Annotated in this window: 13 protein-coding genes; 3 read left to right on the top strand and 10 right to left on the bottom strand. The window is 61.1% G+C overall.

The features are described from left to right. The first annotated feature begins 5 nt into the window (after positions 1-5). Positions 6-1,850 (top strand): excinuclease ABC subunit UvrC, encoded by a 1,845-nt coding sequence (gene uvrC, locus SIL87_RS08660; RefSeq protein ID WP_319613772.1) that lies wholly within the window; start codon positions 6-8, stop codon positions 1,848-1,850. A 150-nt stretch (positions 1,851-2,000) separates the two neighbouring features. After that, positions 2,001-4,325: a Hint domain-containing protein gene (locus tag SIL87_RS08665; protein WP_319613773.1), complete on the top strand. Its 2,325-nt coding sequence runs from the start codon at positions 2,001-2,003 to the stop codon at positions 4,323-4,325. Here SIL87_RS08665 and SIL87_RS08670 read toward each other — a convergent pair. The 5 genes from SIL87_RS08670 to rfaD are packed head-to-tail and all read right to left on the bottom strand — an operon-like array spanning position 4,237 to position 8,699. Then, a complete protein-coding gene (locus SIL87_RS08670; protein ID WP_319613774.1) occupies positions 4,237-5,178 on the bottom strand; it encodes a hypothetical protein in 942 nt (313 codons plus the stop codon). The two genes, SIL87_RS08665 and SIL87_RS08670, sit on opposite strands and share 89 nt — an antisense overlap. Next, positions 5,175-5,927 carry a peptidoglycan editing factor PgeF gene (gene pgeF, locus SIL87_RS08675; RefSeq protein WP_319613775.1) on the bottom strand — a complete coding sequence of 251 codons (753 nt, stop codon included), beginning with the start codon at positions 5,925-5,927 and terminating at the stop codon, positions 5,175-5,177. Before pgeF ends, SIL87_RS08670 begins: the two co-directional genes overlap by 4 nt. Next, complete coding sequence (locus SIL87_RS08680) at positions 5,924-6,874, bottom strand: class I SAM-dependent methyltransferase (protein ID WP_319613776.1); 951 nt, start codon at positions 6,872-6,874, stop codon at positions 5,924-5,926. The genes pgeF and SIL87_RS08680 overlap by 4 nt, the downstream gene beginning before the upstream one ends. Positions 6,875-6,894: 20 nt before the next feature. After that, positions 6,895-7,722 (bottom strand): prolipoprotein diacylglyceryl transferase, encoded by an 828-nt coding sequence (gene lgt, locus SIL87_RS08685; protein WP_319613777.1) that lies wholly within the window; start codon positions 7,720-7,722, stop codon positions 6,895-6,897. Beyond that, positions 7,719-8,699, bottom strand: coding sequence for an ADP-glyceromanno-heptose 6-epimerase (gene rfaD, locus SIL87_RS08690; protein WP_319613778.1), 981 nt, complete (start codon positions 8,697-8,699; stop codon positions 7,719-7,721). The genes lgt and rfaD overlap by 4 nt, the downstream gene beginning before the upstream one ends. A gap of 60 nt (positions 8,700-8,759) precedes the next feature. Here rfaD and SIL87_RS08695 point away from each other — a divergent pair, with 60 nt between their 5' ends. After that, a complete protein-coding gene (locus SIL87_RS08695) occupies positions 8,760-9,071 on the top strand; it encodes an accessory factor UbiK family protein (protein ID WP_319613779.1) in 312 nt (103 codons plus the stop codon). Here the strand turns inward: SIL87_RS08695 and SIL87_RS08700 are convergent. The 5 genes from SIL87_RS08700 to SIL87_RS08720 are packed head-to-tail and all read right to left on the bottom strand — an operon-like array spanning position 9,047 to position 12,648. After that, the gene (locus tag SIL87_RS08700; protein ID WP_319613781.1) at positions 9,047-9,640 is read right to left on the bottom strand and encodes a Maf family protein; all 594 of its coding nucleotides are present in this window, start codon (positions 9,638-9,640) and stop codon (positions 9,047-9,049) included. The two genes, SIL87_RS08695 and SIL87_RS08700, sit on opposite strands and share 25 nt — an antisense overlap. A gap of 1 nt (position 9,641) precedes the next feature. After that, positions 9,642-10,649, bottom strand: coding sequence for a zinc-binding alcohol dehydrogenase family protein (locus SIL87_RS08705; protein WP_319613782.1), 1,008 nt, complete (start codon positions 10,647-10,649; stop codon positions 9,642-9,644). A 41-nt stretch (positions 10,650-10,690) separates the two neighbouring features. Continuing rightward, positions 10,691-11,419, bottom strand: coding sequence for a M48 family metallopeptidase (locus tag SIL87_RS08710; protein WP_319613783.1), 729 nt, complete (start codon positions 11,417-11,419; stop codon positions 10,691-10,693). Then, positions 11,395-11,862 carry a YcgN family cysteine cluster protein gene (locus SIL87_RS08715; RefSeq protein ID WP_319613784.1) on the bottom strand — a complete coding sequence of 156 codons (468 nt, stop codon included), beginning with the start codon at positions 11,860-11,862 and terminating at the stop codon, positions 11,395-11,397. Before SIL87_RS08715 ends, SIL87_RS08710 begins: the two co-directional genes overlap by 25 nt. A gap of 39 nt (positions 11,863-11,901) precedes the next feature. Continuing rightward, entirely contained in the window at positions 11,902-12,648 is a 747-nt protein-coding gene (locus SIL87_RS08720) for a lipid-binding SYLF domain-containing protein (protein WP_319613785.1), read from the bottom strand. Positions 12,649-12,681: the final 33 nt, after the last annotated feature.

Genomic DNA, 12,681 nt, shown 5'->3' on the forward strand with positions numbered 1-12,681 from the left:
TCGCGATGGGAAGTGATGTGATTTTGCACGCGTTGGCCACCCTGCCATCCAGCCCGGGCGTGTATCGGATGCTGGGAAGTGGGGGTGAGGCTCTCTATGTCGGCAAAGCGCGCAGCCTCAAAAAACGGGTAGTTGCCTATACGCAACCGCATCGGTTGCCTGAGCGACTTCGCCGCATGGTCTCTGAAACGTCGAGTGTGGAAATCGTCACCACGCATACCGAAGCGGAAGCCCTGCTGCTCGAAGCAAATCTGATCAAGCGGCTGAAGCCCAAATACAACATATTGCTGCGTGACGATAAATCCTACCCCTGGCTGATGATCACCCATCATCCGCGATTTGCCCGGCTGACCAAGCACCGCGGCACGCAGACGCGCGACGCAAGTTACTGGGGGCCGTTCGCGTCGGCATGGTCGGTCAATCAGACGATCCAGGCCCTTCAGAAAGTGTTTCTGATCCGAACCTGTGCCGATACCGTGTTTGCCAACCGATCGAGACCGTGCCTGCTCTACCAGATCAAACGTTGTTCCGCGCCATGCGTCGGCCGGATCTCGGAAGCTGATTATGCTGAACTGGTGGGGCAGGCGCGCGGGTTTCTGTCGGGCCGCGCGGGCACCGTTCAGCAGGATCTTGCGCGGGATATGGAAGCGGCCTCGGAGGCGCTCGAATTCGAGCGCGCGGCGGCGATCCGGGACCGGATCAGAGGTCTCACCCATATCCAGGGTAGCGACGTGATCAATCCCGAGTCGATCGCCGACGCCGATCTGATCGCGATCCATCAGGCTGCGGGGCAGTCCTGCGTGCAGGTTTTTTTCATTCGCGGCGGGCGCAACAACGGGAACCGGAGTTTCTTTCCGTCACAGGCGCGGGGCGAGGATGCCGCCGATGTTCTGGCTGCCTTCATCACGCAATTCTACGACGACAAGACGCCACCCGCTTTGATTCTGCTTAACCATCCCCTCGCGGAAGCCGGGTTGCTGGCAGAAGCCCTGACGTTGAAAGCCGATCGCAAAGTCGAGATTGCGGTGCCCCAGCGCGGTGAGAAACTGGCCGTGATCAAGCACGCGGAGACCAATGCACGAGAGGCGATGGAGCGCAAACTGGCGGAGTCGGCTGGACAGGAGAAGTTGCTCGCCGCGACCGCCGCACTGTTCGGTCTCGACCGATCGCCGGAAAGGATCGAGGTTTACGACAACTCGCACATCATGGGCAGCAGCCCGTACGGTGTGATGATCGTTGCGGGACCTGAAGGATTGATGAAGGCGGCCTACCGGAAATTTTCGATCAAGAGTGCGATGGCACCGGGTGATGATTTCGCGATGATGCGCGAGGTTCTCACGCGGCGGTTTTCGCGCGCCATGGCGGAGGACCCTGACCGCGCCGGAGGGACATGGCCGGATCTGGTGATCATCGATGGCGGGGCGGGCCAATTGTCTGCGGCGCAATCCGTTCTCGACGACCTCGGGATCAGCGATCTGACACTCGTGGCGGTTGCGAAGGGCCCGGATCGGGATGCCGGGCGCGAATGGTTTCACCTGGCAGGGCAGGCGCCGTTTCAGCTTCCCGCGCGCGATCCGGTTTTATATTTTCTTCAGCGTTTGCGGGATGAGGCTCATCGGTACGCGATCACGACGCATCGGGCGGCACGCAGCCGCAAAATATCCAGCAGCGAACTCGACGAGATCGAAGGCATCGGTGCGGCGCGCAAGCGAGCCCTTCTCAACCATTTCGGGTCGGCGCGGGGGGTCAGGCAAGCGGGGTTGCGCGACCTCGAGGCGGTTTCGGGAATCAATCGGACGATCGCCCAAATCGTTTACGATCATTTCAACTCAAATACGAAGCCGCGCTGACAACCGCTCGAAGTTTCATGCCAGGACAAGCGCTATCTATATAAAGAGATTAACAAAGCCTTAGCGTTTTCGCTTTACACAACTTAAGGTTTAACGTTAAATACACCCTCAGATTGCATGTTTTGATCGCAGCAAAACCTGGGAGGTGTCGTGTCTACTACAATAACTACAACCCTTGCGCACGGCATTACACTGACCTCTGCGGTCTATGCAAATCCCGTAACGATCGCCGGTGACATCGCCGCGGCAACCGGCGATGGCGTATTCGCGGGCACAGCCTGGGTCATCGACAATATCGGCACGATCCTCGCGGATGTGGGAACGGGCGTGTCGCTCAAATCCGGGGGTGAACTGGATAATTCCGGAACCATCGAATCCCAGGGAGGATACGGCGTCGCGTCCACGGCTGGAACGGTGGATATCACCAATAGCGGGCAGATATTCGGTGCCTCAGGTGGTGTCTTGCTGTCGCAATCGATAGTGACGCTCGATAACGAGGCCGGAGGGACGATCAGCGGCGGGACGACATCATCCGAAGCGGTGAAATTTTCGGGGCAGGGGCCTGCAAGTTCGACGTTGAGCAATGCCGGTCTCATCAATGATCAGAATACCGGGGGCAGCGGAGGTGTCGGCCTCTTTCTGAACCTTGCCTCGGCGACGAACAGTTCGCAAGGACAGATCGATGGCGGACAAGCAGGCGTCTCCATCGGCACCTACGCAGACTTCTACAATCAAGGGACGATTACCGGTCAGGTCGGTGTCCTGGTCGCGGCCAATCCAGTCAGCGTGACCGTGATTGACAGCGGGACGATATCCGCAAGCGGCTCGCTTGCCATTTCGTTTTTGCCCGGACAGAACGCCACCCATCCCAGCCTTCTGGAACTGCTGCCGGGCGCCGTGCTCGACGGGATCGCCAATGGCGGGTCTGTCGCGAATGTCGTCTTCGGCGGCACGACGCCGGGGATGATGAATGCGGTCGGGCACGAAATTACCTCGTTCTCGACCATTTCATTGAGCCCGGGCGCCCAATGGGAATTCAGCGGTCAGTCCACATTGTCGGGGCAAAGCCTTGTCGTCAACAACGGCTCGTTGATCGAAATGCCCGGCGACTCCCTGACGATCGGTTCGACCCTCGCGGGAACCGGGACGGTCGATCTCGCCGGGGGAAGCCTGACGCTCGGCAATGTGGTGAAGGCCGGCGAGACCATCGATTTTTCGGCAACGGGCTCGGTCCTGAGCTTCAATCAAAGCCGATCCTTTGCGGCGACGATTGCGGGGTTTGCCCAAGGCGACACGATCGACATCACCGGCTATGGGTCGGGCCAGACAATTTCCGGCACGCTCGATGGGTCTGATTTTACCATCACCGGCGGCGCATCGGAATTGGTTCTCGATTTCGTGGCCCCGCCCTCGACCTTGGCGATCATCCCCGACGGCATCGCCGGGGGCTTGAAAACCTACGAAATCATCGTGCCCTGCTTCGTGGCCGGCACGCTGATCCTGACTCCGGCCGGACCGAAGCGCGTTGAGGATTTGCGCAAGGGCGATCTGGTCGTGACCCATAATGGTGAAGCGCGGCCCATCGTGTGGTGTGGGCACCGGCGGGTGGATTGCGATCGGCACGCGGCACCGGAAGCGGTGTTGCCCGTGCTGATTACGGAAGGGGCGTTCGCGCCGGGCATTCCGTCGCGCGACCTCTACGTCTCGCCCGACCACGCGCTCTACTGCGAGAACGTTCTCATCCCAGCCAAATATCTGATCAACGGTGTATCGGTGCGGCAGGTCGACCGGCCTGAGGTCGTCTATCATCACATCGAGTTGGACCGGCACGATGTCATTTGGGCGGAAACCCTGCCGGCTGAAACCTATCTCGATTGTGGCAACCGCCATCATTTCGCCCGGCAGAAAGGGACGGTGTCGTTGCATCCTGATTTTCAACCTCTGCGCTGGGACCGCGAACGCGCCTGCGCTCCTCTCGTGATGGACGGGCCGATTCTCCTGTCAGTGAGGCAGCGACTGCACGATCGGGTCTGCGATTTCGGCGGACGTCGCGTTGAAGGGACGTATTCGGTCTCTGCCGATGGATGCCGGCTTCATTCGATCGACGCGGAGAACGGGCAGTTGTCGTTTCGACTGCCGCCCGGTGCGTCGGTGGTCATGATCGAGTCTTCCTCCACATGTGCGGCCGATATCGATCCGGCCTCGGTCGATCGTCGGAGGTTGGGGATTGCGATTACCGAGGTGATGCTGGACGGCAGAATGGTGGGAGCGTCGGACACGCGTTTTGGCCCGGGCTTTTACGAGGCGGAGCAACGCGGACGCCGGTGGTTCCGATGGACCGATGGATCTGCTGCCTTCGATGTCACGGGATGCCGCGAGATTGCCTTTACGATCCAGGCCCTGTCCCAGGTTTGGCGGATGCCGCCGCTCCCGTTGCCTCGTGAGGCGCTGCGACGCGTTTTGGAATTGCATTGACAACGACCTGCTTGATGCCGAGGGCGGCTTGCTGGGCGGCGGCAACGGCGACGTCGCCCCAATACGGTGCCATCTGATCCGGCTTCAAGTCGTGAAGCTGACTGACCTTGCCGATAAACGCGCCCGATTGGCTACGGACCAACCAATCGAGCTCGACGATGTCCGAGGGGGATTGCCCGGACTTGACCGGGGCGGGTGAGACCTTGACGAGCCCTGAAAGAATGAAGTCGGCATCGTGCCTGTTCGTTACGATCACAATTCCCTGTTGGGCCAGATCACGCCGGACATCCAGTGCCAGAGCGTGATTTCCGTCACCCGGCGCGCCTTTCACCCCGGCGATCATCATGCGGGTCGGCCGGTTCTCAAGCGATTTCGGGTTGCTTTGCTGCACACTCGCATTGATCGTTCCGAGTTGGCGGGCGAGAATCGGCGCGGCGGCGGTGGCAACGGCCTCAAGCGTTTGAGGTGTGGCATTCGCCCAGGATTCAGCCGGCACCGGGGCCATGGTCGCGTGGCCGTAAACCCGTCCGGTCGGGCCGATGATGGCGAATGAGGGGATCACCTGATCGCTTTTGATCCGCGCCCGGGCGATCAGTTGCCAATCGTATTTTTCGGAAGGCCGCGCGATGCTGGGCACGTCCTGCGCGACCAATGCTGTGGCCAGATCCTGCGCATAATGCGCGGCGGCGGCGTTGCCCAACAGGGCATCCTGCGCCGGGGGAATGATCAATACCGGCGGCGGCGGGACCGAAAGTCGCGAGGCTTCCGGGCCAGGACGACCGAGGAACGGTTGCGGAAGAGTGCCGCATCCGGCCAGCAGTGCAGGGATGACAAGGATGGCGAGCCGCTTCATGCGGCAGTCCTGATGATCGAGATCTGATGCCCGCCGGGCCCTTCACCGCGTGTGGTGCGTCGGCGGTGGGAGAAGAAGTGAGTTTCATCGCTCAGCGTATCATGCGGCAGAATTTTCGATGCGATGCCGCACCCCGCCAATCGCTCCGCGATGAAGCCGGGCAGATCGAACATCCAGTGGCGTTCATCAGCATCCTTGAAGAAGCGGATGTTGCGGGCATCCGCTGCGATCAATGCGCCGCGCAGGTCATCCTGCACCTCGTAGCTTTCCTGATGAATGCAGGGGCCGATGGCTGCGGTGATGCCCTGCGCGCCGAGCGCCCGCATGGCGGCAGCCGTCGCCTCGATCACGCCGGCCAGCGCACCACGCCAGCCCGCGTGCGCAGCGCCGACGATGGTGCCGGTCGGGTTTGCGAACAGCACCGGCGCGCAATCGGCGGTGATGATGCCGAGCGCCAGACCGGGGCGATCGGTCACGAGAGCGTCTGCCTGCGGTCCGTGCCCGTATGGCCACGCTGCGGTCACCGTGACGACCTCGTTGCCATGAACCTGTTTGACACCGAGCAATCCGGCCGGATCGATGTGGAGGGACTGGGCGGCACGCCTGCGGTTTTCAGCGACGCATGCAGGATCATCGCCGTTGCTCATGCCGCAGTTCAGGCTATGGAAGTTGCCCGAGGACGTTCCGCCGTTGCGGGTGAAAAATCCGTGCGGGGCAACGATCGATGGTTCGGTGAGGAATTCGGTCATTGGGAAAATCCAGGTAAGGCGGGAAGGCTGGGGTGACGGAAGGAGAAGGCTTTGAACAGGCTTCCCATGGCTTCCGGTGCGGTGAGACGCTGCGTCGCCGCGAGTAATCGAAATGCATCGTCCGGGCTGCCGTAGCGTCCGAGCTGGGCGGTCCGTTCATGGATGCCGAGCGAGGCGAGAAACGCGCCTTGTGCGATGGGCCCGGCGACCACGCAGCCCGTTCCGGCGGCCCCAATTCCCAGGGCTTCGAAATCGACATGCGCCGTCAGGTCGGCGGTACCGGGATCGATCAGGGGAGGGGCCGATTGTCCGTGTCGTATCGCCTGTAATGTGTCTCCGGGTGCACTTCGGGAGGGTCCATAGTCGATGAACAGAGCCGCGCCCCCATGGCGCATGATGTGACCTGCAACGCCGTTCACGAAGACGGCGGCGGCTTCATTACGTTCGAGAACGGTTCCGACCGGATGCGGCGGCAGATCGATTTCGGCCATATATTCGACGAAAGCGCCGTTCGCGACGTACCGCTCCACCCACCCGGTTTCGCGGCGGACGAACTGGCGGATCGGCAGAGCGTCGAGAAACTCGTTCGCAAGGAGGATCAGCGGTCCGCCGGGGATGTCATCGAACGATCGATGGATCTGCGCCCCCGGCAGTTTCGTTTGCAATGCAGCGGCAAGGCGCGGTGAGGTTTCGATCAGATGGAGGCTGATCGCGCTCGAAAACGCCGGCAACGCGCGATCGAGAATGGCAAGAGCATCGATCAGCAAGGTTCCCCGGCCCGGACCGGCTTCCACCAGAATGGCGTGGGACGGCGCGCCGAGCATCGTCCAGACCTGACCCGCCCACAACCCCAGAATTTCCCCGAAAACCTGGGAAATTTCAGGGGAGGTTACGAAATCATCGAACGGATCATGGTTTGCGTAATAGAGAGCGTTGGCGCGCGCCATGAAGTGATCGAGGCGTTCGATCACGCGGGCAGGGCGGCGGCGTTGCGCGATACTCGTTTCGCCCGCCAGATCATGGCAATCCCGATCGCGATCATCGGCAGCGACAGCAACTGCCCCATCGTGAGCCCGAACATCAGATAACCGAGAAACCAGTCGGGCTGGCGAAAACACTCCGCTGTCGTGCGCGCCACGCCGTAACCCAGCACGAAGACACCGGCGAGATATCCCGGCTGGCTCCGAATGCGTTCGCTACGCGACAGCGTGAACAGGACCACGAACAGCACCAGTCCTTCCAGGGTCGCCTCGATCAGTTCCGAGGGGTAGCGCGGCACATCGGAGCCGGATTGAGGATAGATCATCCGGAACGGAAACCACGCGGGTGCCGGCCGCCCCCAGAGTTCACCATTGATGAAATTCGCGATGCGACCGAGAAACAGACCGATCGGGACGGGTACTGCCACGCGATCGCCGAAGAACCAGGGGTCGAGGCCGCGGCGATGGCAATAGATCAGGATCGCGACGGCCACGCCGATCATCCCGCCATGGAAACTCATGCCGCCGTCCCATACCGCATAGGTCCGGTTGAGATGATCCAGAAAATAGACCGGTTGATAGAACAGAATATAGCCGATGCGCCCGCCCAGCACGACACCGAGCGTTGCCCATGAAAGAAAATCGTCGACTTGTTCATGCGTCGCAACCGCCGGGCGTTGCCGGACCAGCCGGCGCATCAGCTGCCAGCCCAGCACCAGCGCCGATATATAGGCCAGCGCGTAGTAGTGAATCGCAAACGGGCCTATCTTGACCAGAATCGGGTCGAAATGGGGCCAGACATAGACATGGTTCATCGATATGGATCCGCTTGTGTCAGGAACTCGGAGACGTATGCCGCGATGCCTTGTTCCAGGCTGGTGAAAGGTGTTTCGAACCCCGCCGCCCGCAGGCGATCGATCCGTGCTTCCGTGAATGATTGATACTGCCCATGCAGACGGGTTGGCATGGGAATGAACTCTATGTTCGGGGTTTCCCCGCGCGCTGCAAAGACAGCGCTCGCCAGATCCGCATAAGTGCGGGCGGTGCCGGTGCCCAGGTTGAACAGGCCTGATACGCCCGGTCGGTCGAGCAGGAACATCAGCGCGGCGATGACATCATCGATCCAGATGAAATCCCGCGCCTGGGCACCATCGGGGATCTGCGGCTGATCCGACCGGAACAGGGTTGCCGGGCGTCCGGCGGCGATCTCGTCATGTTTGACCTTAACGACCGAGATCATCGCGCCCTTATGGTACTCGTTCGGCCCATAGACGTTGAAGAATTTGAGGCCAACCCATTGCGGCGGTCGCTTGCGTCCCGCAGCGCATTGCCCGGCGACCCAGAGGTCGAAGGCGTGTTTCGACCATCCATAAAGGTTGAGCGGACGCAGCCGGCGTAAATGTTCGAGATCGAACGCATCATCGAACCCGGCCGCGCCGGTGCCATAGGTCGAGGCCGATGAGGCATAGATGAAACGGACATCATGCTCGGCGCACCAGCGCCAGAGTTCCTGGCTGAGCGTCACGTTGGTATGCCAGACGCTATCGCCGTCGGACGCCGTGGTCTCGCTGATCGCACCCAGGTGGACGATCGCGTCCAGCGGAGGCGCGCTCGCCAGAAACGCCGGGAGATGTTCAGGGGCGACCACAAGGGAGGGAGGGTGCTTCTGAAGATTACGCCATTTGCCATCGACCCCGAGATGATCGACGACGACCGCCTCCGCGCCTCGCCCGTAAAGCGCGGCATGCAAATTAGACCCGATGAAACCTGCGCCGCCCGTGACCAATATCATGGGAGGGCTTATACGCAGTGACCGATGATCAGTCATCACCAGCTAACAGGAGAGTGACCCATGACCGAACGACCGAAGTTTTTCGATGATCTCGCGGGCGTCGCCGGCGGCGCATTATCCGCATTCAGCGGACTGCGCGACGAAACCGCCGCCCTGATCAAGGCGCGGGTCGATGAAGCGATCCGGAAGCTCGATCTGGTCCGGCGCGAAGAGTTCGAGGTTGCGAACGAGATCGCGACCAAGGCCATTCTGGAAGTCGAAAGCCTTTCCGCGCGTATCGCGGCGCTCGAATCAGCCAATGCGGCGCGGGAGCAGCAGGAAATCGAAGCTGAGACGAAATCGGACGATCACGATGCCAGGACACCCGACTGACGAAGAAACCCGAGCAAGGGCAACAGCGGCAGTCCTAGAATGGTAAAATGGCTCCCCGTGACGGTTTCGAACAGCTGCGCGCCTTTTCCTTCGAAAAAATACGCCCCGACGGTCGTTAGCAGCGGCGCTCCTTCGGCTTCGATATAATCGTCGATGAACGCGTCACTGAGGTCGCGCATGGTCAGGCTGGGTGACTCGACATGGTGCCACACGAGTTTTCCCTCGCATGCACACGCCACTGCCGTTGCGAGACGGTGGGTGCGCCGGCGCAGGGTTTGAAGGTGAGCCCGGGCCTCTTCAAGATTGCGGGGTTTTTCATACCAGATGCCATCGCATTCCAGAACCTGATCCGCGCCGATCACGATCGTGCTGCGCGTCGCTGAAACCCTGAGCGCCTTTGCCGTCGCGAGCGAGAGTGCCAGCATCTCGGCTGAGTCATGGTTCGTCCGGGCAGCGGTTTTGTATTGGGTTTCATCGAGGTCGGAAACAGCGACCTCGATGGGAACGCCAGCGTTCAGCAGCATCACCCTTCGCGCGGCAGATCCGCTTGCGAGGGTGACAAGCGCCACATCAAAATCCCTCCAGCACGATTTTGCCCCGCGTCGTCCCGCTTTCGATCGCGGCATGGGCGCGGCGTAGATTGGAGGCGTTGATCGTGCCGAAATTGGACGTCATGGTCGTGCGAATGACGCCCTGATCGACCAGGCGGCTGATCGATTGCAGGATATGATGTTGTTCGCTCATCCGCTTCGTATGATGGAGGGATCGGGCAAACATGTATTCGGTATGAACCGATGCCGATTTATTGAAGATCTCGTTGAGATCCAACGGCGATGTCGACTCGATAATTCCAATTTTGCCTTCCGGAGCAATCGAGTGACAAAGATTGCGCCAATGAAGTTCGGCATGATTGGTGCAGAAGATATACGATGGCGGGCTGACCTCGCACGCGGCCAATTGAGCGGCGAAATCCTGATGGTGATTGATGACGTGGTGGGCACCAAGCGCGCTGCACCATTCGATGGTTTCGGGCCGGGAGGCGGTTGCGATCACGGTCAGGCCGGTCAGTCGGCGGGCCAGCTGGATCGCCATCGAACCCACCCCACCTGCGCCTCCGACGACGACAAGCGTATCGTTCGTCGAGCGGTCCTGAGGGATTCCGAAGCGATCGAACAACATCTCCCAGGCGGTGAGGGATGTCAGCGGCAGGGCGGCCGCCTCGGCAAAGGAGAGGGATTTGGGTTTGCGCGCGGCAATACGTTCGTCGACAATGTGGAATTCCGCGTTGCTTCCGGGGCGATCGACCGCTCCGGCATAATAAACTTCATCCCCGATGCCGAAATGCGTCACGTTCGAACCCACACCGCGGACAATACCGGCGGCATCGAAGCCGAGCACGCGTGCATCGCCAAGCGGTTCATTCCGACGACGCAACTTGCTGTCGACCGGATTTACCGAAACCGCCCGCACTTCAACCAGCACATCGTGTCCACGCGGGGTGGGTTCGGGCAGGTCGATATCGATCAGTGCGTCGTCGACCTCGATCGGAAGGGAATGTGTAAAAGCAACGGCTTTCATGAAAATACCTCGATAGTGATGGCGCGCTGTTTGCGCTGCGATCAGGCGGTGCGCAACAGGCTGGCCCCGTTGGATGTCAGCCAGTTCGTTGCCTCTTCGCGATATATTGTCAGCTCCTCGGTCAGTTTCCAGAAGGGGAGCGCATGATTCATGTATCGCAGGTGAGCGACCTCATGAGCGATCACGTAATCCTGAACAAACTCGGGTGCCATGATCAGCCGCCAGGAGAACATCAATACGCCGTTGGCGGTGCAACTTCCCCATCGCGAACGCGTGTCCTTGACCTTGACCTGCCGCGGGCGTTGGGAAATCTGTTCGGCTTTCATCGATGCGAGGTGTGTGAACCGTTCTGTCGCCAGAATGTGCAAGGCATCCCGCACCCGCCGTGCATGAAACTCGGGCTGCCCCGAGACCCGGATGCGACGGTCGCGGATCGTCGCCCTGCCGCGATGAGCCGGATCGTACTCGATCAAATGCGGTTCACCGCACACCGGAATGCTGTTGCCCGCCGCCATCACGATGGGGGTCGGCAGGTTGGACAAACGCTCTGCCACCCATTCCTCGTGGGTACGAAGCAAAGCCAGCCCGGCGCGACGCGAACCACGAACGGGCAAAGTGATCACGATGGTTCCCGCCTGCGGATCGACCCTCAGCGCCACCCGCCGCGCGCGCGAACTGCGACGCCAGCAGACCGAGGCCGTGACTCCCGCCACGATCACGGTCTCGTCGATACTGCACGCGGATCTCACCGCGCGGATCTGCCCGGCCATTGTGACGGCCATGTCACGATGTGATGCTCCAAGGGACCAGCATCGACCTCGCTGATGATACGTCCCGCCGCCGAGGCACCGGCAAGCCGCGTCGTGTCGGGATTTCCGGTCACCAGCGGATGCCACGCGGGCAGATCGCGATGCTCGGCCACGAGGCGATAGGCGCATGAAGGCGGCAGCCAATCAATCTCGGCGAGAGCGTCCGGCGTGAGACTGATGCAATCCGGCACCTCCCGGGCTCGATTGGGGTAGTCCTTGCAGGCACAGGTCGTGATGTCGAGCATACGGCACGACACGTTGGTGTATTCGAGAGCGTCGGTCTCCTCGTCCCTCAGTTTGTGAAGGCAGCATCGCCCACAGCCGTCGCAAAGCGATTCCCATTCGGCGGTCGTCATGTCCTGCAGGCGTTTCGTGCGCCAGAAAGGGGATGCCGGCTGTGGCATGATAAGGAACAGTGCCTTTCACAAACCCGGGGATACGATTTAGCCGCCGAATTTCGCCAACATGGCACGAAGCGGATTGGCCCCGGCGTTGTTGGCATTCATCGTGACCACGATCTGGCGCGGATCGATGATCTGACCGTAATATTGCTGATCGAGGGCCGAGTCGTTCGAAAAGACCGATCCCGAAAGTGAAATCCCGCCGTACAATCCCCTTGCCTTGGCGAAGGTGATGATGTCGGCACCCAGCGCGGTCCCGGTGGACCCGCCAACGCCCGCGCCGATCGTTGCGACCGAAATCCCGGCATCGGCGCCAATCTTGAACTGGCTGTTCAGAAAGGCGGTCAATGCCGTGTCGTTCATGAGCATCATGATCACTTCGGCGTCCTGCACACCGATCTGCAGGCCGAAGCTTCCGCTGCCCATCGTGTAGAATGCGGGGTCCGACCACGAGCCGGTTGCCGCCCGCGACACGAGAACGCACTGGCCACCCTCGCCCCCGATAAAGAAGCCGGCCTTGAAAATGCGGGGGCAAACCACGACGGCCTTGGCGCGCCGCAGGAACTGGGTGGCCTGATTGGCTTGCGACGAGCCATTGCCGAGCATCGTTTCAACGGTGAGCGTCGACCGATCGACCAACTCCTGAGCCGCGTTGGACGTATCGGTATTGCCGGCACAGGCGGAAAGCGGTGCCACCAGACTCAACCCGACGATGCCGATCCATGGCCATGACCGTGCGCGGTTCGATCGGGGCCGGCCTGCAACCGGGATAGGGTCGATTATCGCCATAGCGGAACTCCCTGGGCTTTGTTGATGGCTCAT

Source organism: Acidiphilium acidophilum, assembly GCF_033842475.1.
GTDB classification, from domain to species: domain Bacteria; phylum Pseudomonadota; class Alphaproteobacteria; order Acetobacterales; family Acetobacteraceae; genus Acidiphilium; species Acidiphilium acidophilum.